A 25297-nucleotide genomic window follows, 5' to 3' on the forward strand; every position below is an offset into this window, starting at 1 on the left:
TATCGGGAGCAAGCCCCCTCCCACATGGGATCGGGGACATTCTTGGATCTAGTGCACAACCCAACTGAGCAGCCACAACCCCAGGATCAACCAGATAATCCCCATGATGATCGACGCGCGCATGAACGCCCGCACGGCCGAGTACAGCAGCAATAGCCCTACGATCAGGGTAAGGATGCTGATGATCGAGGTGTCCATGCCCAGGGTGCGTGACAAGCCATCGATAAAGTTGCCGCCGGCGTGGGTCAGGGCTCCGAACAAGCCGCTCAGACCGTCGACGATAAAGCGGATGACGGAGCCGAGCGCCTGGCCCAACCACTCGAAAAAGCTTTCTACCTGCATGTGCGTGTCCTGATAAGAAGGTGGGCGTAACTGTGCCTTTGGTCGTTGTAGCGACAGGCGAGTTCCCTACAAGCATAGAGGTTTGCCCGCTTGAATTTGCGTTTTGTTGCCCGCTGGATACTGGTGAGCCTGTTGTTGGTGATTGCCCTGCTATGGCTGGCCGACCGTATCTGGCCGTTGCCGTTGCCCCAGGACGACCTGGCCCGGGTGGTGTTGGCCGAGGATGGCACGCCGTTGTGGCGCTTTGCCGATGCCAATGGCGTGTGGCGCTATCCAGTGCAAACCAGCGAAGTCTCACCGTATTACCTGGACGCGCTGCTGACCTATGAGGACCGCTGGTTCTACCGCCACCCTGGCGTGAACCCGCTGGCGTTGGCGCGGGCGACCTGGCAAAACCTGACCGGTGCGCGGGTGGTGTCGGGCGGCAGTACGTTATCGATGCAAGTGGCGCGTTTGCTCGATCCGCATTCGCGCACCTTCCTCGGCAAGTTGCGCCAGCTGTGGCGCACCGCGCAGTTGGAGTGGCACCTGTCCAAGGAGCAGATCCTCAACCTGTACCTGAACCGCGCACCGTTCGGCGGTACGCTGCAGGGCGTGGCGGCGGCCAGTTGGGCTTATCTGGGTAAATCCCCGTCGCAATTGACCCACGCCGAAGCGGCCCTGCTCGCGGTATTACCCCAGGCACCGAGCCGCTTGCGCCCGGACCGTCACCCGCAGCGCGCCCAGCAGGCCCGCGATAAAGTGCTGCGCCGGCTCGCCGAGTTCCAGGTATGGCCGCAATCGGCGGTGGATGAGGCGCTGGAAGAACCGCTGCTGCTCGCGCCGCGCCTGGAACCGAGCCTGGCGCCGTTGCTCGCGCGGCGCTTGAACCGTCCCGACAGCCCGCCGCTGATCCGCACCACGGTGGATGCCACGTTGCAGCGCCGTCTGGAAGACCTGCTGTTGGGCTGGCGCGCGCGTTTGCCCGAACATACCTCCGCTGCGATCCTGGTTGTCGAGGAGGAGACCATGGCCGTGCGCGCCTACCTCGGCTCGGTGGATATCAATGACGCCAAGCGCTATGGGCATGTGGACATGATCAGCGCGCTGCGCTCGCCCGGCTCCACCTTGAAGCCGTTCCTCTATGGCATGGCCCTGGACGACGGCTTGATTCATTCCGAATCCCTGCTGCAGGACGTGCCGCGACGCTACGGCGATTACCGGCCGGGCAATTTCTCCATGGGCTTTACCGGGGCGGTGCCGGCGAGTACGGCGCTGTCCAGCTCGCTGAACCTGCCGGCAGTGCAATTGCTGGAAGCCTACGGGCCGAAACGCTTTGCCGCGCAGATGCGGATCGGCGGCATGCCGTTGGCGTTGCCGGCGTTGGCCGAACCGAACCTGGCGTTGATCCTGGGCGGCGCGGGCAGCCGCCTGGAAGACCTGGTCAGCGGCTATAGTGCGTTCGCCCGCGACGGCAAGAGCGCCACCCTTCGCTTGCAGCCGGATGACGTGCTGAGGGAGCGGCCATTATTGTCGCCGGGAGCGGCCTGGATCGTGCGGCGTATCCTCAGCGGCCAGGCGCGCCCCGACCGCGACCCACGGGCCGAACTCGTGCAACGCCCGACGCTGGCCTGGAAAACCGGCACCAGCTATGGCTTTCGCGATGCCTGGGCGATTGGCGTCGGCCCGCGTTACCTGATCGGCGTCTGGATCGGTCGACCGGACGGCACGCCGGTGCCAGGGCAGTTTGGCCTGGCGTCGGCGGCGCCATTGATGTTGCAGGTGCATGACGTGCTGGCCAACCGCGACAGCCAGCGCGGCATCAGCGCACCCGTCAAGCCGGTGCCGGCCAATGTCGGCGCGGCGGCCATCTGTTGGCCGCTGGGCCAGCCGATGAGTCGCAGCGATCCCAATTGCCGTCGCCAGCGCTTTGCCTGGACCCTGGACAACACCACGCCGCCGACCTTGCAGGCGCTGGACCAACCCCTGAGCGTGGGGTTGATGGAAAACCTTTGGGTCAACGCCAAGGGGTTACGGGTGGATGCCCATTGCCCCGGCGCAGAAGCGACCAATATCGCCCTGTGGCCGGCGCCGCTGGAGCCTTGGTTGCCCAGGGCGGAGCGACGCGAAGCGCGCATCCCGGCAGCCGACCCGGATTGCCCGCCGCCGGCCCTGGCCGCCGCTTCGCCGTTGTCCATTGTGGGCGTGCGCGAGGGCGATCAACTGCGTCTGCCCGCTGCCAGTCAACAGGCGCTGCGCCTGAAAATCTCCGCCCTGGGCGGGAGCGGGCGGCGGTGGTGGTTTCTTAATGGGGCGCCTTTGGGGGATAGTGCCAATCAGGATTTCATCAATGCCAGTTTCGAGCGATTGGGCCGTTATCAACTGAGTGTTCTGGATGAGGCGGGGCAGACGGCCAGGCTTGAGTTCAGTGTTGTTGACTAGGGCCTTATCGGGAGCAAGCCCCCTCCCACATTTTGAATGTATTCACAGGTCAGAATGTGGGAGGGGGCTTGCCCCCGATGGCGTCCTCAAGCCCACCACCGCTATTCACTTGCCTTCAATCTCCATCCCCCTGAAGCTATACCCATTCAGGAGCCCCCAATGAACCTCGAACACCTCACCGAACGCCTGCACCGCATCCGCGATACCAACGATTGGAAGCAGTTCCACAGCCCGAAAAACCTGGCCATGGCCGCCAGTGTGGAAATGGCCGAACTTGTGGAGATCTTCCAGTGGCTGAGCGAAGACCAGTCGCGCCAATTGCCCGCCGATAAGCTGGCTCACGCCGGCCAGGAAGTCGGCGACATCGTGCTGTACTTGCTGTTGCTGTGCAGTGAGCTGGGCCTGGACATGAACGAGGTGGTGCGCGCCAAACTGGCCGACAGCGAGCGGCGGTTTGCCCATGAGTGATCGGCATTTCGACCAGTTGGCCACGCGTTTTGCCGAGAAGATTTATGGCGGCGCCAAGGGTGCGATTCGCCTGGCGGTGCTGCAGGCCGATCTTGCCGAAGCCTTGCCGGACCGCCCGTTGCGTGTACTGGATATCGGCGCGGGGTTGGGGCATATGTCGCTGTGGTTGGCCGAACGCGGCCATCAGGTGACCCTGGCCGAGCCCGCCGAGCCTATGCTCGAAGGCGCACGCCAGCGCTTCGCCGACGCCGGACAGAACGCCACGTTCATCCATGCGCCCTGGCAAGACCTGCTCGGCCAACTCACCGAGCCCTACGACTTGGTGCTGTGCCATGCGGTGCTGGAATGGCTGGCCGAACCCCATGCGATCCTGCCGGTGCTGCACCAATTGACGCTGCCCGGCGGCTGGCTGTCCCTGGCGTTCTATAACCGCGACGCGCTGATCTACCGCAACCTGCTCAAGGGCCACTTTCGCAAGATGCGCAAGAACGATATGGCCGGCGAAAAGCAGAGCCTCACACCGCAGCAGCCGCTGGACCCGCGGGAATTGGCGGCGCAACTCGAAGGGCTCTGGCAGGTCGAAAGCCAAAGTGGCGTCCGCGTGTTCCACGACTATATGCCGGTGGAATTCCAGGCGCGCGCCGATCTGCAGGATTTGCTCGAGATGGAGCTCGCTCACCGTCGTCACCCAAGCTTTGCCGGACTTGGGCGTTATTTGCACTGGGTGTGCCGTCCGGTTTAAGCGGCCCAGTCTGCGGAGGTCGAAATGCGTCGTCTCGGTTTGCTCCTGTTGTCTCTCGGGTTAGGCGCCTGTTCCAGTCCTAACCCTTATGTGGCCGCTTCGGCGCCGATCCCACCGGCCCCGGCGCAAGCGGCCACGACCTTCGATGCCAGTGCCTACCCGGCGCCGGTGCGCGACTATGGTGCCTACCGCAATTGGGCCTGGCGGAACGGCCAGTTGCCGGCCGGCACCGCGTGGGCGGATTCGGCCCAGGTGGCCGAAGCGGTCAGCGGCGCACTGGACCAGCGCGGCCTGCGCCCGTTGCACGACAATCGCGCGCCCGACCTGTTGGTCAGCGCCGATGTGCGCCTGGAGAAACGCCTGCGGCAAGTCCAGGATGACTATGGCTACGGCTATGGCGGCTACAACCGTTATGGCAATGGCTACGGCATGTACAACTCGGTGCCGATGGTGCGTACCTATGAAGTGCAGGTCGTGGTGGTGCGGGTCAATCTGTTTGACGCCCGCAGCGGCCAGCCGGTGTGGAGCGCCAGTGCGGAAACGAGCGGCCAGGGCAGCCTCAGCGAGCGTGCGGATGCGCTGCGCCAGGCGGTACAAAAGGCACTGACGGCGTATCCTCCGCGTTAACCGCTATTCTCATTTAAAGCCTGGACCGAACGTTGGAGAGCCATCATGTTTCGTCGTATCGCTACGCTTGCCGTTGTGCTGCTGCTGGGCGGTTGCCAGAGCAACCAGGTCAACCACGATTTTGACGGCAGCCGCGACTTTGCCGCCTACCGTCACTGGGCCTGGAAGGAACCGGCGCTGCAATACCGCCCGGATGACCCGCGCATCAAGAGCGACCTCACCGAGCAACGTATCCGCCAGGCCGTGGGCGAGCAGCTTGACCAGCGCGGCCTGCGCCCAGCAGCACCCGGCACCAAGGCTGACCTGAATGTGCAGGCCTACCTGATCGTCGAAGACCGCCAGCAGCAGGTCTCCACCAACTACGGCGGTGCCTGGGGCGGGCCATGGAACGGCTATTGGGGCGCGCCGATGTACAACGAAACGCGCAACATCACTTACAAAGTGGCGACCCTGCAGATCGACCTGCTCGACGGCAAGGACGGCAAGCTGGTGTGGCGTGGCAGTGACGAACAAATCATGGCCAGCTCGCCGAACCCCCAGGACCGCAGCGCGGCCATTCGCAACACCGTGAGCAAAATCCTCGCTAACTACCCGCCGCGCTGATCCTGCCCTTTAGCAGCGCTGCGCCGGCAGCGCGTCTACACTCATCGATACCCTAAGGAGAGTAAGCGCACGGCAACTCGCCGGCACAGGAGTGCTCGATGTCTCCCCGACTTCATGGCAAGCAACGCGGCGCCATCGGCTTGATGGCGGTCGGTGTGTTGGCAGTGGTGTTGGCGTTCACGTTGCTGGCGGTCGACAGCGGACGGCTTTACCTGGAAAAGCGCAGGCTGCAAGGGGTAGCGGACACGGCAGCGCTGGAAGCTGTCAGCCGCGACGGCACTTGCGCGGCCGGCCTGAGCGCAGCGGCGTATGCGGCGCAAAGCGTGGCCCGTAATCAATTCGTAGTGGGTAACGGCAATACCTTGGTCACCCGTTGTGGCGCCGTGACCACCGGCGCGTCCGGCCAGCGCGTGTTCGCGGCCAACCCCGCAGTGTCGGCGGCGATCGAAGTGGTGGTCAGCAAAACCGTCACCACCAGTGTTGCCGGTGGCGTGTGGTCGTTGTTTTCCGGTACCCCGGTCAGTCTCAATACCCAATTGACCGCGAAGGCCGTGGCGGCGAAGCCCACGCCACCGATGGCCCAGTTGAGCATCAAAAGCACCCTGACCAGCGTCGATACCGCCAGCGCCGGCGCGTTGAACTCGGTGTTCAGCGGGTTGCTCGGCGGCGCGGTCAATGTGTCGGTGCTCGGCTGGAATGGCTTGCTTAACAGCGACATAAATATGCTCAGTTACCTCGACCAGTTGGCCCTCGACCTGCACGTGACCGCCGGTGACTACACCCAGTTGCTCAACACCACGGTGACCGCCTCACAATTGCTCCAAGCCGCCATCAGCGTGCTGGGTAACAACCCGTTGACGGCGAATGCCGTGACGGCGCTGGGCATTATCAAGGTCGCGGCGACCAACCCGGTGCCGCTGACCGTCGGCACAATCCTGCAGCTGCAGACCGGCACCACCGCCGCTGCGCTGAATGCCAATTTGCAGGTGTTCCAGCTGGTCCAAGGCGTGGTGCAGTTGGCCGGCAGCCAGAGCGGGGCGGCGGTGACCTTGCCCATCAGCGTGTTAGGGCTGGCCAATGTCACCACGCAGATCAAAGTGATCGAGCCGCCGCAGTTGTCGGCTATCGGCAATCCGATGCTCGCGGCCGCCAACCCATTGGGCCCGAACAGGATTTTCGTGCGCACTGCGCAACTGCGCACGCAGGTAACGGTGAGTCTGCCGGTGCTCAACAGCGTGGCCGGCTTGACCACGGCGGTGAATGACCTGGTGGGGCCGCTGACGCCGGTGCTCAACGGCCTGCTGAGCCTGAACCTGGTGACCACGATCAACTCGGCGTTTTGCCTGCTGGGGGCCGGTTGCCAACAACTGGACATCGTTGCGGTGCCGGGTAACGTGCCGCTCAAGATCGTGCTGGATGCCGGCGGCGCCAGCACTTATGTCACCGGCTACACCTGCCCGACGGGCAGCGCGGGCACCAAGAGCCTGACCGCCCACACCATCAGCTCGATCGTGTCTTTGAACGTTGGCAACATCAGCAACGCATTTTCGTCCACCCAGCCGATGAGCGTGGCGCCGCTGCCGCTGGTCGATATCGGCATCAAGACCTGCCACAAGATCCTTGGAATCGGCAGTTGTGATCCGCGTGTGGCGTTTGCTGGCGGCGGCATCGCGATCAACGTGCAAAGCACTGTGGCGGGGAGCAACAGTGAGCAGAACCTGGTGTTTTCCAGCACCACGCCGTTCGCCACACCGCCTGATATGGGGCTTGCGCCCAGTTATCAATCGGCTGTGCCGGCTGCAAATTTGGTGAGTGGCCTTTCCGCCGCGCTCAATGGCGTCGGGATCACGGCTTATCGACCCGTGGGGAGCAACCCTTTGGGAAGCGTGGTCGCAAGCACGGTATCGCTGCTCAGCGGCGTCTCCACCCTCGTGACGCCCGTGTTGAATAACGCCCTGAGCCCATTGCTCAACCCTATCCTCAACAACCTGTTGAACAGCCTGGGCATCAGCCTGGCAAACGTGACTGTGGGCGCCAACCTGAGCTGCGGCCAGGCCGGCGAGGCTTATTTGGTGATTTAAACGTCGACGGCCCTGGGCAGCTCCACGCAAAACCGCGCACCGTACTCGCCGTTGCTGACGCTGAGGCGTCCGCCCATGTTTTCGACGATGCCGTAGCTCACCGACAAGCCCAGCCCGGTACCCACGCCAATCGGCTTGGTGGTGAAGAACGGCTCGAAGATGCGTTCCAGCAAGCGCGGGTCAATGCCACCGCCGTTATCTTCGACCCAGATGCGTACGTGGCGGCTGTCGTGTTCGGTGTGCACGGCGATCCAGGGGCGCAGATCCGGGTGCTTTTGCTTCAGGCTCAACAGCGCATCGCGGGCATTGACCATCAGGTTGATCAGCACTTGCTCCAGCTGGTCGGCGTAACCTGTGACCTGCACCGAACTATCCGCCTGGGTCAGTCTGACCTCCACGCCTTTGCCGCGCAGGCCTTCGCTGAGCAGCGACAGCGTACCTTCCACCGCGTGCGCCGGGTCGAAGGGCTGCTGCTCGACTTCCGAGCGGCGGCCGAACACGCGCATATGGTCCACCACCCGCGCCGCGCGTTGCACCTGTGCGTCAATGCGCTGGAGTTTTTCCGTCAGGTAGTCGACCTGCACGTCGCCATTGCTCAGGCGCTTGAGCACGTTGACGACGGCCATGCGCATCACGTTCAGCGGCTGGTTGATCTCATGGGCCAGGCCGGTAGCCATTTCGCCGAGGGTGGCCATTTTCGCGCTTTGCGTCAGTTGCTGCTGGGAGCGCCGCACTTCGGTGTTGTCGCGGCCCACGGCCTGCACTTCGACCAGATGGCCATGCTCGTCGAACACGCCACGGTCCGACCACACCCACCAGGCATGCTCGCGCCCCGGCAGTTGCAGGCTGATTTCCGCCGTGCTCACGGGAAACTCCGGGGTCAGTTGCTGGATGCGCAGCACAAAGGCTGCGCGCTGCTCGGCCGACAGCCAGTGCCCCAGGTTCAGTCCCGGCAATTGCCCGGGCCGGCATTCCAGGTAGTTGGCCAGGGGCGTGTTGCCAAAGGTGAGGGTCAGGTCCGGGCGGTAGCGGCAGATCATTGCCGGGGAGTCTTCCACCAGGATGCGGTAGCGCTCTTCGCTGGCCGTGACCTGTTGCGCGGCCAACGTGGCTTCGGTGACGTCCAGCCACAGGCCGACCGCCTCCACCGGCAGGCCGAGGTCGTCGCGCAGCAGCTTGGCCTCGTCGAGCAGCCAGTGGTAGTCGCCCTGTTTATCCTGGACCCGATAGCGACTGCGCACGCTGCCTTCGCGCAACAGTTGGCGCGTGCGCTGGAAATACAGGTCACGGTCTTGCGGGTGGACCCATTGCACCAGGCTGTCGTGGCTGCATTCGGCGAGGGTGCGGCCCAGCAGCGGCAGCAGGCTGTCGCTGAAAAACACCGGCTGCAAGGCGCCGTTCACGTAGCGCTGTACGTAGATCACCGCCGGCGAACTGGCGATCAGGTTATCCAGGCGCGCATGGGCGGCGTCGGCTTGCAGTTGCTGGTTTTTGATGTCGCTGATGTCGAGCATGAAGCCGATCCAGCGGCGCTGCTCACCCGCGCCCAGCACCTGGCCCTGCACGCGGTACCAGGTGGGTGGTTGGTCGCTGTCGCCACGGTTGAGGCGTACGCTGGCGAGCAAGGGTTTGCCAAGGGCTTGCAGGTCGCGCAGGCGGCTGTGCAATTCCTCGCGATCCGCGGGGTGGATGAGGTTGAGCCAGGTGTCCAGGGCTTGCCGGGTCGGGCCGTCTTCGGGGCCCAGGTTGCGCAGCAATTGCGGCGCCAGCTGTATCTCGTCGCTGGCGGGCAGCAACTCCCACCAGCCGGTGCCCAGCAAACCCTGCAGGGCTTCCTGGCGCTCCAGTTGCAGATGATGGCGGTGTTCGCGCAGGCGGCTGAGCAGCGGGGCGGCGAGGGCGGCGGCGAGGTTCAGCCAGTCACGCTCGCGGGTGTCGGGTTCACCGCTGTAGGCCCCGCACAGCAACCACGCGGCGACGCCCTGGCTATCGCGGTAGGGCACGAGGAACCCATCGGCATTGCCAAACACGCTGTGCAAGCGTGGGTGTTCACCGCGCCCGTAAAGTGCCTGCAGGCTCAATGGGGTGGTGCCGTTGAGGCTGTCCAGGCAGGTCCCGAGGCGCTGGCCGGGGTGCCAGAACAGCGGCGCGTCATGCTGGGCGTATTGGCTGTAGATCATCCAGCCCTGGTCCTCCTGGTCGAGCAGCGCCAGGGCGATACAGGGGATTTTCCAGCGCTGCGCCACACTGCACAGTTGCTCGTTGAACACATCGGGCAGGCGGCTGAGGCTGCACACGCGCAGTTGCTCGCTGACCTGGCTGGCCAGTTGCTGATTCTGTTCGCGCTGCTCGGCCAGTTGCCGCCCGTCAAGCAAATCGCCGATATCCACCGCATGCAGGCGCCAGCCCTGGTCGTCAGGCTCAAGGGTGCCACGGGTGTGCAGGACCTGCCCGGCGCTGCCCTGGAAATCCAGGTCAAGGCTATGGCGCTGCCAGTCAGCGGGAACGCCCTCCACCGCCAGGGCGCTATGGGCCCACAGCAAGGCGTGCAGCGGCGTCCCTGGGGCAAAGGGCGCCAGGTGTGAGCGCAGTGTGCCGCTGATATCGAGCACTCGACCTTGGGCATCCAACAGCACCTGCAAACCGGCCGAGGGCGCTGCCGCAGGCGCGATCGTCAGCGCGCCGCCCCGGCCGAGCAGGCGCCCGAACAGTTTGTCCCCCGAGGTCAAAACTGCAGGCTCGACTGGGCCTGCAGTGTCACCGGCAACTGCGGCACGCTGCCAATGCCGGGCAGCACAATGAACGGCATGACCGCCTGCAGATTGGCCGAGGGGTAGTTGATCTGCACCTTCAGCAGACCACCCACGAAGGTGGTGCTGACCTGCGTCGCCGCGTTGAAGTTATAGGCGTTGGGGATCCAGCGCAGGCGTTCGCTGATCGCGCTCTTGGCGGTGCTTTGTACCGCAGCGCTGTAGCCCGGCATGGCCGGGTCAAGCCCCACGCTCAGGCGCACGGCCTCGGCGGTGGCTTGGTTGAACGACTGCAATAACAACAGCGGCAGGCTGTAGCTGACCATGCCGTAGAACACGGCGAAGAACATCACGAACACCGCGACGAACTCAATCGCGGCCGTGCCTTTCTGTTTGTTGGGGAGGCTAGTTTTCATCACCGCGTCTACCCTGACGGCTACTACTTGATATCAGCATAGAATCAATCGGCGAAAAGGGATGTTTTTTAGGTGATCCAGGGTGCGGTGGTGCTGTTGTGGTTGGGGCTTTGCGCGGTGCAGGACACGCGGCAGCGCTTGCTCGCCAATCGCCTGACGCTGGGCGTTGCGGCGTTGGCGGGGATCTACCTGTTCTGGACCGGCAGCACCTGGCTCGGTGCCCCCGTCGGCCAAGGTCTGTGGGCGTTTATTCTGGCGCTGCTGTTGACCTTGCCGGGGTACGCCTTGGGCCGTCTTGGCGCTGGGGATGTGAAGCTGCTCGCGGCCTTGGCCCTGGCGTCGGATGCCGAGTATTTGTTGGGCGCGTTTATCGGCGCAGCCGTGGCGAGCGGGCTGTGGCTGTTGCTGGCGCCAAGGCTCTGGCCGCTTATGAGTCAACGGCTTGCGGCTTGCCTGGGGCACCTTGCGCCCGCACCGTCAAAAAAACTGCCATTTGCGCCGTTTTTGCTGGTGGGATTTGCGCTTGTCTGGTTTTGGATCCATTGAACGTCGGAAGGGATTAACGCTATGTACATAGTTGGAAAGTACGTCTACGTTTAATCAAGCGTTGTATAGGAATATTCGTGGTTAAGGATGGGTCAATCTTCTGGCTGCCAGGCATGGAGTAGCGTGTGGACAAGCTTAATTCTGCGGTAAAAGTGCTTGTGGTCGACGATCAGCCGTTGATCGTGGAAGAGCTTTGCGAATTTCTTGAAAGCAGCGGGTTGCGTTGTGTGCCGTGTGAGTCCAGCCAGCAAGCCTTGACACGTTTCAGCGAAGACACCGAGATCGGCCTGGTGCTGTGTGACCTGCATATGCCGGAGATGGATGGCATCGAACTGGTCCAGGCCCTGCAAAAAGTGGCCGGCCGGCAGCGGGTCTTCGAGGCGATCATGCTGACCGGGCGCGCCGACAAACAGGACGTGATCAAGGCCCTGCGCGCCGGGATCGCGGACTACTATCAGAAGCCGATCAATCTGGACGAGTTGCTGGAAGGTTTGCAGCGCCAGCTAGCCGCGTTGCAAGAGCGCAAGAACGACCTGCAACTGGGGAACCTGAACCAGAAGCTGCAATTTCTATCCGAGTCGATCAACGACCTGTACCAGGACCTCGATAAAGTGCGCCGCAATCCTAAGGGTGAAGAGGCCACGACGGAAGAAACCGGGCCGGTGGAAATTCCGGCGGTCTTCAACCAGCTGTCACCGCGTCAGCTGGATGTGGCCAGGCTGGTTGGCAAAGGGCAGACCAACTATCAGATTGCCTGCGAGCTGGGCATCACTGAGAACACCGTCAAGCTGTATGTGTCGCAAGTGCTGCGGCTGACCCATATGCACAACCGTACGCAGTTGGCGCTGGCGTTATCGCCGAGTAATTCGACGCTGCGCCAGCGGGTGACGGCTCACTGAGTGATCGTTCCCACGCTCTGCGTGGGAATGCCTTCTGCGACGCTCCGCGTCGCGCCCACCGCGGTAATGCGCACAGCTGACGCAGAGCGTCACGGGCTACATTCCCACGCGGAGCGTGGGAACGATCACCAACGATCACCGCTCAGTTGTCCCCTTGGGTTTTGCCGCCGATCTTCTGCTCGAAAAACTCCGGAATCTCATGCTTGAAGCTGTCCACCCAGCGCTGGGCAGCCACGTCGCGTTCGGTGGCGGAGGCTGACTGTGGCGTCGCCGACGCGGCTGTCCCGCTGACCTGCAACGCCAGCCAGTTCTCCGTGGCGGCCTGCTGTGGCGAGGAGGGGCCGGGCTCGATGGCCATGACACCGAGCGGCAAGGCCAGCACGGCCAGGCTTGCGAAATAAGGCAGTTTCATCATCAATTCCTCGGGTTGCTGTTGGCGTCGCTGACTCTGGCGATCTGGTCCTTGGCCTTGGCGGCGGTCGCGCTTGAAGCCTTGAGTTTTTCGGCACGGGCCTGGGCTTCGGTGACTTGTTCTGGCCCCAGGCCCATTTGGCTGACCACCTGCGCGGCCTGCTTCCAGTTGTCTTGATAGATCAGCAGCGTCACCAGGTTGATCGCTGCCAGTGGGTCGCTTTGCTTGAGTTCCATGGCGGTCATGAATTCAAACCGCGCGTCGTCCAGGCGCAGTTGGTTGAGGTACACCACGCCCAGGTCATTGCGGATTTTCTCGTCGGTGGGCGCCAGCCGCGCCGCGCGCTGCAAGTGGGCCATGGCCCGGGCGTTGTCGCCTTTGGCCGAAGCCAGTTGCCCCAGGCCGTGTTCGCCTTCGGCGGCCATGCAGGTGCCGAGCAGGCTGCGGTACAGCGGCTCTGCCTCGCTGCGCCCGAGCAAACGATAAGCCTTGGCCTGGCGCAGACGAACCTGGGGCAGACCGGCCGGCAAACTCTGCAGGTTGGCCAGGCTGGCGTGCAGTTTGCCGTCGTTGGCCATTTCATCGGCCAGGCTCAACGACAACTCGTGTTCGGCGCCAGGCTTGGGGCAACTGCCGGGGGCGGTCAGGGCGGCCCATGGGGTTTGGCCATTGGTGGCGCACCCTCCCAGCAGCAACAGGCTCAAAGCGGCTATCAAGGCTTTCATCGGGCGCTCCTCATAGGTTACTCAACGCCCGGGTGATACCGATGAAGGCCGGCCCCCCGAGCACGATCAGCAAGGCGGGAAACAAAAACACCATCATCACCACCGACATTTTCGCCGACATCTTCGACACGAATTCCTGGATGCGTGTCAGGCGTCGGTCGTCGAGCAATTGCTTGAGCGCCAGCAATGACTTCATCGCACCGCCGCCCTGCTGGATCAGTTGCTGAAGGATGATGCAGGTGTCGGTGAACTCATCCACGGCCAGCAGCCTGGCGGTCGTGCCCAGTTCCTCACTGAGCTCCAGCCCGGAGTCGACCCGGTGCAGAACCAGCCGCAGTTCATGGGTCAGGGTCGGCAGCAGGTGTTGCGCTTCGATGCTCAATACGCGCAATGCCTGTTCGACCGCCATACCCGATTCGAACAGGATCCGCAGCAGCGGAATGAAGGTCGACACCTCCTGGGAGATCCGTAGCTGGCGCGCCTTGGCCACGCTGGCCAGGATGCGCTTGGGCAACAGGTAGCCGATGCCCAGCGCGATCAGGGGCAGCAGCCACGGCGAGCCACTTTTAGGAAACAGCAACGGTTGAGCGATCAGGGCCACGACCAACAGCAGCACCGGCGTGCCGATCTGGAAGGCGGCGAACATCGAGCGCTGGCTGGCGGTGCGCCAACCTATGCGGTTGAGCAGCGTCTGGGTTTCGTTGTCGAGGCTGACCGAACGTTGCGCGAGGGGGCTGTTGCCCAGCTGGCGCATCATCGCCCCGAGACGGTGTTCGCGGCCCAACTGGCCCTGCAGGCGTTGGGCAACCAGGCGCCGACCACGCCGATGTTTGACCAGATTGGCCAGGACCAGCGCCAGGGCGGCCAGCAACAACACGGCGCTGATCAGCAGCGAAATAGCCATCTCATACGCTCCGCAACATGCGCCACAGGGCGAAGCAGCCGAGCACCTGCATACCCAGGGCCACGAATAACAGCATGCGGCCGGTGCCGTCATTCCACATGGTCATCAGGTAGGCTGGGTTGACCGCCAGGAAATAGCCCACCATGGAAATGGGCAGCGCTGTGAGCACGTAGGCGGTCACCCGGGTTTCGCCGGTCAGGGCGCGTAACTGGCGCGCGGCTTGCTCGCGCTCGCGGATCATCTTGATCAGGTTTTCCAACAGCTCGCTGGCATTGCCGCCATAGCGGTGGTTGACCTTCAAGCCCAGGGCGAACAAGCGCAACTCGTCGCGCTCATAGAATTCGGCGAAGTCGTGGGCGGACTCCGGCAGGCTGACCCCCAGTTGCACGTTGCGCTGGATCCGGCCCATGGCGTTTTTCAGCGGGTCTTCGGCCACGTCGATTCCGCCCAGCACCGCATCGGCCAGGGTGCGTCCGGCCTTGAGGCTGCGCACGGTGTGGTCGAGCAATTGCGGCAGCTGTTCGATCATGCGCGTGATGCGGCGTTGATAACGCCAGGCGATGTACAGACGCAGCAGCACGGGCGGCAGCACCAGCATCACCAGCAGGCCGACCCAACTGGCGACGATCAACCCGAGTACCGCGCCCAGGCCCCACAGGGTCAGCCACAGCCCCAGGCTGTCGCTGGGTTTGCCCAGGCCTGCGCGCAGGAACATGCGTTCCACGCGATTCCACGAGTCGTTTTCTTCGGCGAGCTGTGGCTGGCCTTCGGCGAGGCGGCCCAGCACGCGTTCGGTCTGGGCACGGCGCAAGCCATGCTGGAACGAGCGGATCGACAGGCCGATCAGGATCAGGCAGATGAGTAGCAGGATGGCCCCGGTCATGCTTGGTTCCCCCTCAAGGCTATACCGGTTCGCGGCGCAGTTTGTCGCCGGCCGGGTGGAGCGCTTCACGCACGAAGCCGAAACCGGTGCGCCGGTCATGGCGAAACAGGGTGTTGGTCACGTACACGTCTTCGCGGATGCCCACCACCTCGACCACTTCGCTGACGCAACGACGTCCGTCCGGCAGGCGGGTCAGTTGGACCACCACATCCAGCGCCGCGCAGATCATTTGCCGCAGGGTCTTTTCTGCGATCATGCGGCCGGTCAGGCCCACCAGGGTTTCCAGGCGCAATAGGGCATCGGCGGCATTGTTGGCGTGCACGGTACTCATGGAGCCGTCATGGCCGGTGTTCATGGCGGTCAGTACATCAAGCACTTCCACCCCGCGAATCTCGCCGAGAATGATGCGGTCGGGGCGCATCCGCAAGGCGTTGCGGATCAGGTCGCTGGCCTTGACCTCGCCATGCCCCTCGGCATTCGGCGGGCGGGTTTCCAGGCGCACCACATGGGGATGGCCCAATTGCAATTCGGCCACGTCTTCGATGGTGACCAGGCGTTCATGGGGGTTGATCAACTGGCTGAGAATATTCAGCAGTGTGGTTTTACCGGTGCCGGTCCCGCCGCTGATGAGGATATTGCAACGCTTGGCTACTGCTTCCTGGAAGAAGTCGAAGATGTTCTGGTCGATGGTCTGCATGGCCACCAGGTCGCTGCTTTTGAGCATGTCCTTGCGAAACTTTCGGATCGACAGGCACGGCCCGTCCAAGGCAATCGGCGGGATGATCGCATTGACCCGGCTGCCATCGGGCAAGCGCGCATCGACCATCGGCGACGACTCATCCAGGCGCCGTCCCAGCGGCGCGAGGATGCGCTGCATGACGCGCTCCACATGGTGGGCGTCGATAAAGCGCAAATCGCTTTGATGCAGCAGACCGTCACGTTCGATAAACACCCGGTGCGGGCCATTGACCAGGATTTCGGTGACGGACGGATCGCGCAGCAGCACTTCCAGCGGGCCGAAGCCGGTCAGTTCGTCGACGATTTCTTCGGCCAGGCGCTCCATCTCATAGCGCGAGATCGCCAGGTGCATGCGATTGATGTACTCGGCCACTTTGTCGATGACAAATTGCGCCAGCGACTGGCGCGAGCCTTCCAGCAGGTTCAGCCCCGACTCTTCGATGGCATCGATGATGTAGCGATGCAGCACCAGCTTCAGGCCGTCGTGATCGGTGTTGCCAGCCACGCCGCGCGCGGGTGCGCCGAAGAGTTTTTCAGTGGTCATTTATCGGCTCCGAGCAAGCGCTCCAGCCAGCGGCTGTGGGGTTTTTGGGTGGGGTCTTGCGAACGTTTTGCCAAGCGCTCGCCCAGGGTTTTCAGTACCTGCGTCAGGGCTTCGCGCGGCGCCAGCGCAAACAGGGTTTGCCCCTGGTTCTTGGCGTTCAGCCGCACCTCCGGGCTCAGTGGCAACACCGCAATCACTTCCAGGCCGAAGCTTTTGCTCAGCGCTTCGGCGTCAGGCGCGCAGCCTTTGAGGTAGCCATCGATCAAGAGCGTGGCGTGTTCGAGCTTCATGCCTTTTTCGCGCCAATGGCTCAGTACGGCCAGGTTGCGTCGGCAGTCCAGCACGTTCTGGTCGGTGCACCACAGCAGCTTGTCGCAATGGCTGACGAAGGTGCGCAAGGCTTCGCTGTCCGGCTGGCCGACCAGGTTCACCACGATGTGCTGGAAATGTTGGCGCAGGGCGCTGAGCAACATGTACAGCTCGGCGGCGCTGGTGTGTTCCAGCAGCTCATCGTGGGGCGCGTAGGCGAGAATGCGCAGGCCGTCTTCGGCTGAGGTAAAGGCGCTGTTGATCAGGGTTGCGTCCAGCCGCCTCAAATGGCGCAGGGCATCGCCGAAATTGAACGAGCTTTCCAGGCCCAGCAGCGCCAGGCTGTCACCGCGTGGCAGGCCGAGGTCGAGCAACAGCGTCTGCTGGCCGCTTTTTTGCACCACCAGCGCCAAGTGGCTGGTGAGCAGCGCACCGTCGGAAGTGCCCTGGGTGCCGTACAGCACCGAAAGGCCTCCCAGCTGCGTGTGGGTGGTGACCGCGGGCAGGCGCTTGCTCAGGCGGCGTACCAGCCCGGCGACTTCGCTGGAGCGCGAGCCGTAGGCGACGAAGTCCCGCGCCCCGGCGCGCATCGCGTTGAGCACCAGCTGGTTGTCCATGCCGTCGCCGAGGGCGACGATGGCCAGCATCGGCTTGGCTTCCAGCGCGCCTTCGATCAGCGCGCTCTGGGCCACCAGATGCTCGCGGTCGAGGCCGATGAACACCAGGTTGGCGAAGGTCACATCGACCAGGGCCAGCAATTCATCCAGGGTGCCGCTGCCGGCACCGACCACTTGGCCAAGGGGCGCCAGCGCGCCCTGCAGCCATTCCAGGTCGGTGGTATTGCGGGTGATTGCCAGGAAGGTCTGGCTCAGATTGTCGCTCATTGGGACAACCCGTTCAGACGGTCGAAATTACCGTTTTCGAGGAAGAACAGGCGATACCAGTTCGGGTCGTAGTTGCGCATTTTCTCACCGGGCAACGACGGCAATTGGGCATTGGCCGCCAGCGGTTGCACCAGGTGCGGCGTGACGATCATCAGCAACTCTTTGTCCTCGCGCTGAACCGAGGAATCGCGAAAGAACGCCCCGAGGATCGGGATGTCGCCCAGGCCTGGGAACTTGGCGATGCTGGTGGTGGTGTTGCTGCTGATCAGGCCGCTGATCACGAAGCTTTCGCCATCGGCCAGGGACACGCTGGTATCGGTGCGGCGAATGGTCAGGGCCGGCACGCGGATATTTTCGATGACCACGGCGTTGGTGTAATCCAGCTCACTGACCTCCGGCGCCACCTTGAGGGAAATGCGGTTGCGGTCGATCACGGTCGGGGTGAGGGTCAGGCGAATACCGAACTCCTTGTATTCGATCGAGATGGTATCGCTGCCGCTGCTCGGCACCGGCACCGGTATTTCACCGCCAGCGAGGAACGTCGCGCTTTGCCCGCTCATGGCCACCAGGCTCGGCCGCGCGAGGGTGTAGGCAAAGCCGCTGCTTTCCAGGGCGTTGATCATCGCCGAGACGCGGCCGCCGCCAAAACCGATGTTGAAGTTGTCGGCGCTCACCGGCAGCTTGAACGTGCCGGGCGTGGGGGACAGCAAGTTGGGGCTGCCGAGGAAGAAGTTGTTGCCGATGCCCAGGATCTTGGTGCTGGCCTCCTTGAGTTTGGTGCGGCTGACTTCGACGAAGCGGATATCGGTCTGTACCTGGCTGGGCAGCAAAGGATCATCGGCGGGCGACAGCGAAAGACTGGTCAAGGCGGTATTGGCCTTGCCCTTGACGAACACCATGCTCTGGCGCGGGGTGGTCGAGCAGGCGGTCCACACCATCAGGCTGGTGGTGCCGGAGCCGACGCCGGTCAGCAGGAAACCCCGGTCGCCATTGAGATGAACGTCAGCGATTTTCGGATCGCCAATGGCCAGGCGTGTTATGGCCACCGGCGATTGCAGTTCCTGTTGCAGGCCTTCGCCTACCGACAACGCGGCGGGCAGTTGAGCCAGGGTGGCGCAATTGCTTGCAGCGGCCATGGCCAGCCCGATGGACAGGTGCGACAGCAGCAACGCACAGGTAATTCTCAGCGTGAACACCGGTATGAAACGTCGGTTCATGCACAGCATCCTTGTTCAGTCGGGGGTTTGTTGAGTTGCTTGATTGCCGCGTATCACCTCGACGCCAGCACGGCGCGGGGCGCTGCTCTGGGCCACTTTCCTGGGGGCCTGGGCGAAGGCCAGTTGGGTGAACTGATAGAGGTCGCGGTTGGCGTTCTGCAGATCGCCCGGCGCATCGTCTGCGCCGGCCCAGTAGCGGCTCAGCAGGCGTTCGTCGGCACTGCGCACGGCCAGGCGCAAGGTGCCGGCCTGGGTGGCGAGCATCAGCCTGCTCAGCAACTGCTCGGGCACGGCCAGCACCACCGTGCGCGAGGGCGCATGGCGTTGGGCTTTCTCTTCGGCGGTGAGCGCGGGAGGGGAGGCGGGATTGCCGTCGTTGGTCAGGCCCATCTGATCGCCGACGCTGAGCAGGCGCATGGCGGGGACGACCACTTGGGCCGATTGTTCAAGGTTGGCCGCGTCCTGGCGCAGGTACAGCAGTACGTCCACATAGTCGCCAGGGCTCAACTGGCCGGCCGCGCCAATCACTTCATCGACGGCGACGGCCAGGGCGCGTTCATCGGCGCGGATCATCCGTGCCAGCGGCCCGCCAGGGGTGAAGCTTTCCTCGTTGAGCCAGGTGCCCGCGCCGAGCGCCCGCCACGGGGTACGGCCAACCGCCTGGTCGATATGGCTCATGCTGCCGGCCGGGGCCGTGCGCAGTTTTTCGAGGCTCAGGTCAGCGGCAGTCAGGGCTACGAAGGGCGGCACATCGTGGGCCAGCACGACCACCGATTGACGGGTCTGGTCTTCCACCACAGCGACGGCTTTTTCGACGGGAGCAGCCTGTGGCGGCGCCGGAGCAGGCTCACGGCTGAGGACCAACCCCCAGTAACCGGCAAACAACGCACCGACCAACAACACAGCGGCCAGTACCATGCTTAGACGCGTGTTCATGACGGCTCCCCTTTTCCCGTTGCACCACCGCCTGTCTGTCCAACAGGCTACTTTCGCAACCCGGCCGAACGGTGACTAACTATTTCGCTACTTGACGGTAGTTGAGCTAGGACAAAATGCCATTACTGACAGAAAGTTTTCTTCAGGGAGCTGGACGTGCCCTTTTAAAACACACATTTACGGCGTCAGAAGAGCAACTACTACTTTAGGACTAATCAGTTCTTACAGTTGTGAGGCTGGGCTTTGTTGTCAATGCTTTGGATGGCACATCGCAATCACTGTGCGGTATCGGGATACGGCGCTTGGTCGCCTGAGGAGAAGTGTTATGGTCCTTGCTCTGCTGATGAAGCTTCACGTTCAACTGCAATTGTTATTTCACCGTAAAGACGGCGCGACAGCCATCGAGTACCTCATACTGGTGGCGATTGTGGCGCTGGTGGTACTCGCCGCCGGAACGACGCTGGGGCCTCAGATCACGGCCTTCTTTACCAGGATCGGTACTGCCATTTCCCCATGAGTTGCCGTTGTTGATTGATCAGGTCGTGCTCATGAATGCTGCTGTCTCTCCCCGCCAACAAATCCTGTTGGTGGACGACGAAGAAGGTGCCCTCGTTGAACTGGCGGAGTCGCTGGAGAACGAGGGCTTCGTTTGCTTTACCGCCACCTCCGTGATGTTCGCGCTGCAGGAACTCACCCTGCATCCCGATATTGCCCTGGTCATCACCGACCTGCGCATGCCTGAGGAAAGCGGTATCTCCTTGATCAAGCGTCTGCGCGAACACACCTCCCGCTCGCACCTGCCCGTGATCGTCATGTCGGGGCATGCGGAAATGGATGACGTCAGCGACATGCTGCGCCTGCAGGTGCTGGACCTGTTTCGCAAGCCCATCTACCTCGCGCGGCTGCTCGATACGTTGAACAGTCTGTTCCCCAAAACAATTCGCCAGTTGTAGGAGCGAGCTTGCTCGCGAAGAACGTTAACGATGACGTGGGCCTCCTGGTTCCCCGTGTCGCCTTGGCGTTCTTCGCGAGCAAGCTCGCTCCTGCAGAGATGGGCGTTTACAGCTGATAACTGAAACTCAACGTATACCGCGGCCGCCGGTTGAAGCTGTCCAGGGCGATGTCCGACATCGGCTTGGCCGCTTCCAGGGCGATGTTGTAGTACTTGTTATCGCCAAAGCGCAGACCCACCGCTGCCGAGGACATGTCGCTGGCCTTGACCGGCAGGTCGTTGAACCAGGCCTTGGCGCGGTCGAGCGCTACGTAAGGTTGCAGCACCTTCACCCAATCGCCGGCCCGGTTGAAGCTGTAGTTGACCTCATACGCCACGCCCCAGCCCTTGTCGCCCGAGCCTTGGTCATCGGGGTAGCCACGGCCGAAGTTCTGCCCGCCAAACGTGGCCCGCTCGCTGTCGGGCAGGGTGTTGTTGCTCCAGTAGAGCGCACTCGAGAGCACGCCTTGCCAGTTGTCGAAGAACTTGTCGCTTTGCACGCCGGACAGGCGCAAGCGGAAGAAATCCAGATCGGGCTTTGCTACGTCCAGGTCGCTGCGGGCCTTGGCGCCCAGACCGTCGATACCTTGATACAAGCCGCCGCTGAGAATGCGTAACTGCCTGGCGTCGGCCTTGCGCCAGTCACCCTCGAAGGCCAGGGCGCGCAGGTTGGATTCGATATCGAAGCGCAGCGGGTAGCCCACCAGTTTATAGCGGGTGGTCTGGTCTACGGCATACAGGCGCGTGCCCAGGGTGAGCGACTCGGTGGGTGAGGCAATGAAGGGGTGGCTCAGGCCGATGGAGTAGCGATCGATCGACTGGTGTGGCTTGAGTTCGAAGCCGCCGTCCAATTGCACGCTGCTGCTGGGGTCGGCGCGATAACGCTCGGCGGCCAGGGCCAGTTGGGTGCCCTCGGTATTGATGAACTGGTTGTAGTCCATGCGGTAGTAGTGCTCTTTGTCCTCGCCGGGCGGAAACAACCCGCTGAGGCTGAGCTGTTCGCCCATTGAGGTTTGAGCATTACTGGTTGCGCTGAGCAAGGCCTGGGTGCCGCCGCGGCTTTTCTGCACCAGGTTCATGCTGGTGGTGAAGGGTTTGCGGCTGGCCTGGATCTGCATGTGCGTGGCGCCATCGGTGGTGCCCGGCGGCGGCACTTGTGCCTGTACGGTGAGGCCGGGGATGCGGCTCATCAGCGTGGTGTAGCGTTCGAAGGTCTCGCGCGTGAGTGGGCGTTCGGCCAGGAGTTTTTGCGCGAGTTTGTCGACGTAGGCCGACACCGAACCGATGTCGCCGGTTTGTTGATAATCCTTGATGTAGCCTTCTACCAGCACCACGCGGACCAAGCCGTTTTCGAAGGTCTGCTGCGGCAGGAACGCGTATGACAACAGGTAGCCGTCCTGCTGGTAGCGACGGGTGATGCCACGGGTGGCCTCGATCAGTTGCGCGAGGTTGGTCTCATGGCCAATCAACGGCGCGTAGACCTGGGCCGTCTCGGTGAGCGGGTAGACCGTGCCGCCTTCGATCTGCAGCTTGCGAATGGTGACCTTGGTGTCCATCAACAACGGCTGGCCCGAAGTGGGCGGCGTTTCCGGCACCTGGGTTTGCGGCGTGGCCGGTCGATAGGCGTCGGCGGGCAGGTTGGGGACCGGCAGGGTGCGAACGGTGTCGTTGCTGTTGAGGAAGCTGGGAAGGGTCTCGGCTTGGGCATAAGCGCTGAGGGTAAGCAATAACAACGGGGTCAACACGCGCATAGGACACTCCATGGTCAATTGCAGCAGCGTTTCGGGCCCGCCGCGCTCTGGGGCGCGGTTCGGGAGGGCGCTGAGTGTCTACATCCAGCAGCGGCCCATAAAAAAGACGAGAGACTTAGTCAGGGTCTCCCGTCTCAACCAAGCGTAGGCGCTGTAGGGGAGGCCGTCTAATCGGCCAGGTGCATTTCTATTTGCCGCTCAGGCCGTTCAGTAAGCCGCCCAGACCTCCCGTTGTTGCCGTGCCGCCAGTGGTGGGTGCGGTGCCTGTGGCGGGGGCTGTGGCGCCAATATTCAGACCGCCGAGCAGGCCACCGCTGGTACCGCCGGTGCCGCCTGTGACCAGCCCACCGACCGAGCTGACAGTATTGCCGACGGCGGTTACCGTGGTGCCCAGGGTCGTGGTGACCGGGTTGGCGTTGGCGGTGCTCAGGTTAGTGCCCAGGCTGCTGACGGCGCCGCCGACTTGGGTCACCAAGCCGTTGACTGGAGTGCCGACGCCGGTGGTGGTGCCGATGTTTTGCGTCAGTGCGGTGACGCCCGATGTTACTGGGTTCAGCGCAGCGCCTACGTTGGCTGCAACCGTTGCGACCGGTGCAGTGGCGGCCGTGTTGGCGACACCCGTGCCACCGAGCACGGTACCCACGGAGGCAACGGTGTTGCCTAATGCGCCGCCGGTCACACCGGCTGCACTGACCGTGCCGTTGGTGTTGCCGACGTTCAGGCCGGTCCCGACGTTGTTCACCAGGCCGCCGACCAGTTCCGGTATGCCGGGTGCTGCGGCGCCGCCGGTTGGCGCGACATAGCCGCCGGACTTGTCGAGTGTGCCGCCTACGCCTGTCAGCACGCTGCCGACAATCGTGGTCACAGGGTTGCCTGCGCCGCCGGTGCTGGCGACTTGAGTGCCAAGGCCGGTGACGGTGGCGCCCAATTTATCCACCAGGCCGTTGACGGGCGTGCCCAGGCCGGTTGCGTTGCCGAGGTTGCCGGTGGTGTTTTCCACCAGCGACACCACCGGCACCAGCACTTTGCCGCCCAGGGTGCCGGTCAGGGAACCCAATGGGCCGGTGGTGCTGGCCGTGCTGAGGGTATCGCCGAGCATGGTCACCGTGGTGCCCACTTTATCCACTACGCCACCGACTGCACCGCCCACGCCGCCGGTCAAGCCGCCGACGACGGGAACCCCGCCGAGCGTAGTCGACAGCGATTGGCCGGTGGTCGACAGGCCGCCGCCCAGGTCGGCGACGCCATTGCCGACGCCCGCGACCGTGATGCCCAGGGAGTTGCTGCTGGTGCCCAGGGAGCCCAGGCCCGCCGTCACGCCAGTGCCGATGCTGGTCACGGCGGTGCCGGCCGAAGTGACCAGGCCGCCAGCAGTTGTGCCGACGATGGGAACACCGTTCAAGGTCGAACCGAGGTCACCCACCGCTGCGCCTACATTGCCCACGGTGGTGCCGAGGGTGCCGGCGATCTGGCCAGTGACGAGTGGGGTGGTTGTCGAACCGGTGCCGCCGCCGGTGCCACCGCCGGTACCGCCGCCGGTACCGCCGCCGGTACCGCCGCCAGTGCCACCGCCGGTTCCGCCACCAGTGCCACCACCAGTGCCACCACCAGTGCCACCGCCAGTGCCGCCGCCGGTTCCGCCACCAGTGCCCCCGCCAGTACCGCCGCCAGTGCCACCGCCAGTACCGCCACCGGTGCCATCGCCAGTACCGCCGCCAGTGCCCCCGCCAGTACCGTCACCAGTGCCTCCGCCGGTACCACCACCGGTACCACCGCCAGTGCCGTCGCCGCCGCCAGTGCCACCACCCGTCCCGCCACCAGCACCTGCGCCAGCATCCGGCGAAGACGCTGCCACGTTGGATTTATGCCCGCCACCACCGCTGCTGCAGCCGCCGAGGCTCATGGCCAGAATCAACGCCAGCGCGGTACTTGCTTTCCAAAACACTACTTGAGTTTTCATGATTGAGTTCCTTGCACCTGGTACAACCTTGGTTGTTTCAAACGTTCGCTATTTCTTTGGCTAGCGATACGTTTGTCCGTGTGGTTATCACAGACCCGGGCCGGTTTTCTCGCAATCTCAACTTGGTATTAACGATTTATATACATAAGGTCTTGGTCGTCTTAAGCACTAATACGAACGTTATAAATTCAAATAGTGCTGGCTGCCTGTTAGTTGTAAATCAAAGGGTTGAATGCAGTAGCGGACCCGGTCGGGTCCGCTATAACTTAAGGTGTATATATACAATTAATCAGTGTCTCTCAGGCAACCGGTCGCCACTCTCCAAGCATATGCTGGATGTTACCGGCGCCGTTCAACACCAACTCGCCAGTTAAACCGGCGCCGCTGGTCATCAGAATCACTTCGCTGGGCAGGCGTACGGGTTTCTTGAATTCAACGGCTATTTCGACATTGGTCACCGGCAGTTGCTCGCCCATGGCCGCCAACGTGCGGGCCTTGTTCCACAACCCGTGGGCAATCGCCTGGGGAAAGCCGAATAGCTTGGCCGTCAGCGCGCTGAGATGAATCGGATTGTAATCGCCGGACACGCGGGCATAACGGCGACCGATATCGGCAGGCGCTTTCCAGCGCGTGAGCTCGGTGAGGGCAGCGTCAATCACCAACGTGCGTTCCTCGGCCTCGCCCTCAAGCTTTACGCCCCGGCATAACATCGTGCTTTCAGCTTCCCAGAGCAGCCCGAGGGCATCCTCGACCACGGTCACCACATCGAAGGTCGCGCCTTTGGCATGGGGCTTGAGGTCGCACGCATACACCCCGACCGTCAGCTCACTCACACTGCCCAAGGGCCGATGCAGGCGGATACGGTTGCTCAGGTGGATCAACCCCAGCAACGGAAACGGGAACGCTTTGTCGGTCAGCAGTTGCATCTGCAGGCCGAACGCGAGGATATGCGGATAGGTCGCCGGCAGCATCGGGCTGTCAGCAAAACCGCAAACCTTGCGGTACGCCGCCACAGCCCTGGGGTCGACGCGAACCTGGCAGCGCAGGCCGTGCTCGGGCAGTGCGCTGCCGGTGATCTTGCGCTTGAGCGCCGCACGCCAGTACAGCGGCGGTAGAAACGGCGTGCTGTCCAGTATCTGCCATTGCAT

The 25297-nt window shown here is 63.3% G+C and carries 24 protein-coding genes; 10 read left to right on the forward strand and 14 right to left on the reverse strand.

From position 1 onward, the window contains the following. Window positions 1–48 precede the first annotated feature (48 nt). Window positions 49–342: a hypothetical protein gene (locus tag C4J84_RS03250; RefSeq protein ID WP_124365693.1), complete on the reverse strand. Its 294-nt coding sequence runs from the start codon at window positions 340–342 to the stop codon at window positions 49–51. 90 nt (window positions 343–432) lie between these two features. Between C4J84_RS03250 and pbpC the strand changes: the two genes are divergently transcribed. The 6 genes from pbpC to C4J84_RS03280 all read left to right on the forward strand — a co-directional run bounded on the left by pbpC (window position 433) and on the right by C4J84_RS03280 (window position 7284). Further along, window positions 433–2763, forward strand: a complete 2331-nt coding sequence (pbpC, locus tag C4J84_RS03255) for a peptidoglycan glycosyltransferase PbpC (protein WP_124434903.1) — start codon at window positions 433–435, stop codon at window positions 2761–2763. 159 nt (window positions 2764–2922) lie between these two features. Next, entirely contained in the window at window positions 2923–3231 is a 309-nt protein-coding gene (locus tag C4J84_RS03260; RefSeq protein ID WP_048723087.1) for a MazG-like family protein, read from the forward strand. Further along, complete coding sequence (locus tag C4J84_RS03265) at window positions 3224–3973, forward strand: methyltransferase (protein ID WP_124434904.1); 750 nt, start codon at window positions 3224–3226, stop codon at window positions 3971–3973. The genes C4J84_RS03260 and C4J84_RS03265 overlap by 8 nt, the downstream gene beginning before the upstream one ends. A 24-nt stretch (window positions 3974–3997) precedes the next feature. Beyond that, complete coding sequence (locus C4J84_RS03270) at window positions 3998–4600, forward strand: DUF4136 domain-containing protein (protein WP_124434905.1); 603 nt, start codon at window positions 3998–4000, stop codon at window positions 4598–4600. A 45-nt stretch (window positions 4601–4645) separates the two neighbouring features. Next, window positions 4646–5203: a DUF4136 domain-containing protein gene (locus C4J84_RS03275; protein WP_124434906.1), complete on the forward strand. Its 558-nt coding sequence runs from the start codon at window positions 4646–4648 to the stop codon at window positions 5201–5203. A gap of 98 nt (window positions 5204–5301) precedes the next feature. Beyond that, a complete protein-coding gene (locus C4J84_RS03280; RefSeq protein WP_124434907.1) occupies window positions 5302–7284 on the forward strand; it encodes a pilus assembly protein TadG-related protein in 1983 nt (660 codons plus the stop codon). Here C4J84_RS03280 and C4J84_RS03285 read toward each other — a convergent pair. Both C4J84_RS03285 and C4J84_RS03290 read right to left on the reverse strand, forming a co-directional pair. Next, on the reverse strand, window positions 7281–10013 hold the full coding sequence (locus C4J84_RS03285) for an ATP-binding protein (RefSeq protein WP_124434908.1): 2733 nt from the start codon (window positions 10011–10013) through the stop codon (window positions 7281–7283). The genes C4J84_RS03280 and C4J84_RS03285 overlap by 4 nt on opposite strands. Next, complete coding sequence (locus C4J84_RS03290; RefSeq protein WP_124428574.1) at window positions 10010–10450, reverse strand: TadE/TadG family type IV pilus assembly protein; 441 nt, start codon at window positions 10448–10450, stop codon at window positions 10010–10012. The genes C4J84_RS03285 and C4J84_RS03290 overlap by 4 nt, the downstream gene beginning before the upstream one ends. Window positions 10451–10525: 75 nt before the next feature. Here C4J84_RS03290 and C4J84_RS03295 point away from each other — a divergent pair, with 75 nt between their 5' ends. Together C4J84_RS03295 and C4J84_RS03300 are read left to right on the forward strand one after the other, a co-directional pair. Continuing rightward, window positions 10526–10996, forward strand: a complete 471-nt coding sequence (locus C4J84_RS03295; RefSeq protein ID WP_177412765.1) for a prepilin peptidase — start codon at window positions 10526–10528, stop codon at window positions 10994–10996. A 125-nt stretch (window positions 10997–11121) separates the two neighbouring features. Continuing rightward, entirely contained in the window at window positions 11122–11895 is a 774-nt protein-coding gene (locus C4J84_RS03300) for a response regulator transcription factor (RefSeq protein WP_124434909.1), read from the forward strand. Window positions 11896–12037: 142 nt separating this feature from the next. Here the strand turns inward: C4J84_RS03300 and C4J84_RS03310 are convergent, their stop codons facing one another. Genes C4J84_RS03310 through cpaB form a run of 8 tightly spaced genes read right to left on the reverse strand, consistent with a single transcriptional unit; the run spans window position 12038 to window position 19447 of the window. Then, window positions 12038–12307 carry a DUF3613 domain-containing protein gene (locus tag C4J84_RS03310; RefSeq protein WP_124361115.1) on the reverse strand — a complete coding sequence of 90 codons (270 nt, stop codon included), beginning with the start codon at window positions 12305–12307 and terminating at the stop codon, window positions 12038–12040. A 2-nt stretch (window positions 12308–12309) separates the two neighbouring features. Beyond that, window positions 12310–13032 (reverse strand): tetratricopeptide repeat protein, encoded by a 723-nt coding sequence (locus C4J84_RS03315; protein ID WP_124434911.1) that lies wholly within the window; start codon window positions 13030–13032, stop codon window positions 12310–12312. 10 nt (window positions 13033–13042) lie between these two features. Beyond that, window positions 13043–13936, reverse strand: a complete 894-nt coding sequence (locus tag C4J84_RS03320) for a type II secretion system F family protein (protein WP_124434912.1) — start codon at window positions 13934–13936, stop codon at window positions 13043–13045. Between the two features lies 1 nt (window position 13937). Beyond that, window positions 13938–14819, reverse strand: coding sequence for a type II secretion system F family protein (locus C4J84_RS03325; protein ID WP_124369458.1), 882 nt, complete (start codon window positions 14817–14819; stop codon window positions 13938–13940). A 19-nt stretch (window positions 14820–14838) separates the two neighbouring features. Beyond that, window positions 14839–16101, reverse strand: coding sequence for a CpaF family protein (locus C4J84_RS03330; RefSeq protein WP_124369459.1), 1263 nt, complete (start codon window positions 16099–16101; stop codon window positions 14839–14841). Next, a complete protein-coding gene (locus C4J84_RS03335) occupies window positions 16098–17294 on the reverse strand; it encodes a pilus assembly protein (protein WP_124369460.1) in 1197 nt (398 codons plus the stop codon). The genes C4J84_RS03330 and C4J84_RS03335 overlap by 4 nt, the downstream gene beginning before the upstream one ends. Next, window positions 17291–18511: a type II and III secretion system protein family protein gene (locus C4J84_RS03340; protein ID WP_124369461.1), complete on the reverse strand. Its 1221-nt coding sequence runs from the start codon at window positions 18509–18511 to the stop codon at window positions 17291–17293. Before C4J84_RS03340 ends, C4J84_RS03335 begins: the two co-directional genes overlap by 4 nt. Before the next feature lie 15 nt (window positions 18512–18526). Beyond that, window positions 18527–19447 (reverse strand): Flp pilus assembly protein CpaB, encoded by a 921-nt coding sequence (cpaB, locus tag C4J84_RS03345; protein ID WP_124369462.1) that lies wholly within the window; start codon window positions 19445–19447, stop codon window positions 18527–18529. Window positions 19448–19772: 325 nt separating this feature from the next. Between cpaB and C4J84_RS03350 the strand changes: the two genes are divergently transcribed. Both C4J84_RS03350 and C4J84_RS03355 read left to right on the forward strand, forming a co-directional pair. Then, a complete protein-coding gene (locus C4J84_RS03350; protein WP_124361123.1) occupies window positions 19773–19964 on the forward strand; it encodes a Flp family type IVb pilin in 192 nt (63 codons plus the stop codon). Window positions 19965–19995: 31 nt separating this feature from the next. Beyond that, a complete protein-coding gene (locus C4J84_RS03355; protein WP_124369463.1) occupies window positions 19996–20400 on the forward strand; it encodes a response regulator in 405 nt (134 codons plus the stop codon). A gap of 106 nt (window positions 20401–20506) precedes the next feature. Here the strand turns inward: C4J84_RS03355 and C4J84_RS03360 are convergent, their stop codons facing one another. The 3 genes from C4J84_RS03360 to C4J84_RS03370 form a co-directional block, all read right to left on the reverse strand. Continuing rightward, window positions 20507–22189 (reverse strand): ShlB/FhaC/HecB family hemolysin secretion/activation protein, encoded by a 1683-nt coding sequence (locus C4J84_RS03360; RefSeq protein ID WP_124434913.1) that lies wholly within the window; start codon window positions 22187–22189, stop codon window positions 20507–20509. Between the two features lie 187 nt (window positions 22190–22376). Next, complete coding sequence (locus C4J84_RS03365; protein ID WP_124434914.1) at window positions 22377–24149, reverse strand: collagen-like triple helix repeat-containing protein; 1773 nt, start codon at window positions 24147–24149, stop codon at window positions 22377–22379. 299 nt (window positions 24150–24448) lie between these two features. Then, the gene (locus C4J84_RS03370) at window positions 24449–25297 is read right to left on the reverse strand and encodes a MaoC/PaaZ C-terminal domain-containing protein (protein WP_124434915.1); all 849 of its coding nucleotides are present in this window, start codon (window positions 25295–25297) and stop codon (window positions 24449–24451) included.

Origin of the sequence: Pseudomonas sp. R11-23-07, from assembly GCF_003852295.1 — a bacterium.
In the GTDB taxonomy this organism is placed as follows: Bacteria; Pseudomonadota; Gammaproteobacteria; order Pseudomonadales; family Pseudomonadaceae; genus Aquipseudomonas.

Bases quoted from the DNA above. Each gene is read 5' to 3' on its own strand.
- C4J84_RS03360 (WP_124434913.1), bottom strand. From the start codon at position 22,189: ATGCGCGTGTTGACCCCGTTGTTATTGCTTACCCTCAGCGCTTATGCC.
- C4J84_RS03355 (WP_124369463.1), top strand. From the start codon at position 19,996: ATGAATGCTGCTGTCTCTCCCCGCCAACAAATCCTGTTGGTGGACGAC.
- C4J84_RS03310 (WP_124361115.1), bottom strand. From the start codon at position 12,307: ATGAAACTGCCTTATTTCGCAAGCCTGGCCGTGCTGGCCTTGCCGCTC.
- C4J84_RS03330 (WP_124369459.1), bottom strand. From the start codon at position 16,101: ATGACCACTGAAAAACTCTTCGGCGCACCCGCGCGCGGCGTGGCTGGC.
- C4J84_RS03260 (WP_048723087.1), top strand. From the start codon at position 2,923: ATGAACCTCGAACACCTCACCGAACGCCTGCACCGCATCCGCGATACC.
- C4J84_RS03265 (WP_124434904.1), top strand. From the start codon at position 3,224: ATGAGTGATCGGCATTTCGACCAGTTGGCCACGCGTTTTGCCGAGAAG.
- C4J84_RS03280 (WP_124434907.1), top strand. From the start codon at position 5,302: ATGTCTCCCCGACTTCATGGCAAGCAACGCGGCGCCATCGGCTTGATG.
- C4J84_RS03340 (WP_124369461.1), bottom strand. From the start codon at position 18,511: ATGAACCGACGTTTCATACCGGTGTTCACGCTGAGAATTACCTGTGCG.
- C4J84_RS03365 (WP_124434914.1), bottom strand. From the start codon at position 24,149: ATGAAAACTCAAGTAGTGTTTTGGAAAGCAAGTACCGCGCTGGCGTTG.
- C4J84_RS03290 (WP_124428574.1), bottom strand. From the start codon at position 10,450: ATGAAAACTAGCCTCCCCAACAAACAGAAAGGCACGGCCGCGATTGAG.
- C4J84_RS03315 (WP_124434911.1), bottom strand. From the start codon at position 13,032: ATGAAAGCCTTGATAGCCGCTTTGAGCCTGTTGCTGCTGGGAGGGTGC.
- C4J84_RS03320 (WP_124434912.1), bottom strand. From the start codon at position 13,936: ATGGCTATTTCGCTGCTGATCAGCGCCGTGTTGTTGCTGGCCGCCCTG.
- C4J84_RS03270 (WP_124434905.1), top strand. From the start codon at position 3,998: ATGCGTCGTCTCGGTTTGCTCCTGTTGTCTCTCGGGTTAGGCGCCTGT.
- C4J84_RS03275 (WP_124434906.1), top strand. From the start codon at position 4,646: ATGTTTCGTCGTATCGCTACGCTTGCCGTTGTGCTGCTGCTGGGCGGT.
- C4J84_RS03325 (WP_124369458.1), bottom strand. From the start codon at position 14,819: ATGACCGGGGCCATCCTGCTACTCATCTGCCTGATCCTGATCGGCCTG.
- C4J84_RS03350 (WP_124361123.1), top strand. From the start codon at position 19,773: ATGGTCCTTGCTCTGCTGATGAAGCTTCACGTTCAACTGCAATTGTTA.
- C4J84_RS03370 (WP_124434915.1), bottom strand. From the start codon at position 25,297: ATGCAATGGCAGATACTGGACAGCACGCCGTTTCTACCGCCGCTGTAC.
- C4J84_RS03250 (WP_124365693.1), bottom strand. From the start codon at position 342: ATGCAGGTAGAAAGCTTTTTCGAGTGGTTGGGCCAGGCGCTCGGCTCC.
- cpaB (WP_124369462.1), bottom strand. From the start codon at position 19,447: ATGAACACGCGTCTAAGCATGGTACTGGCCGCTGTGTTGTTGGTCGGT.
- C4J84_RS03335 (WP_124369460.1), bottom strand. From the start codon at position 17,294: ATGAGCGACAATCTGAGCCAGACCTTCCTGGCAATCACCCGCAATACC.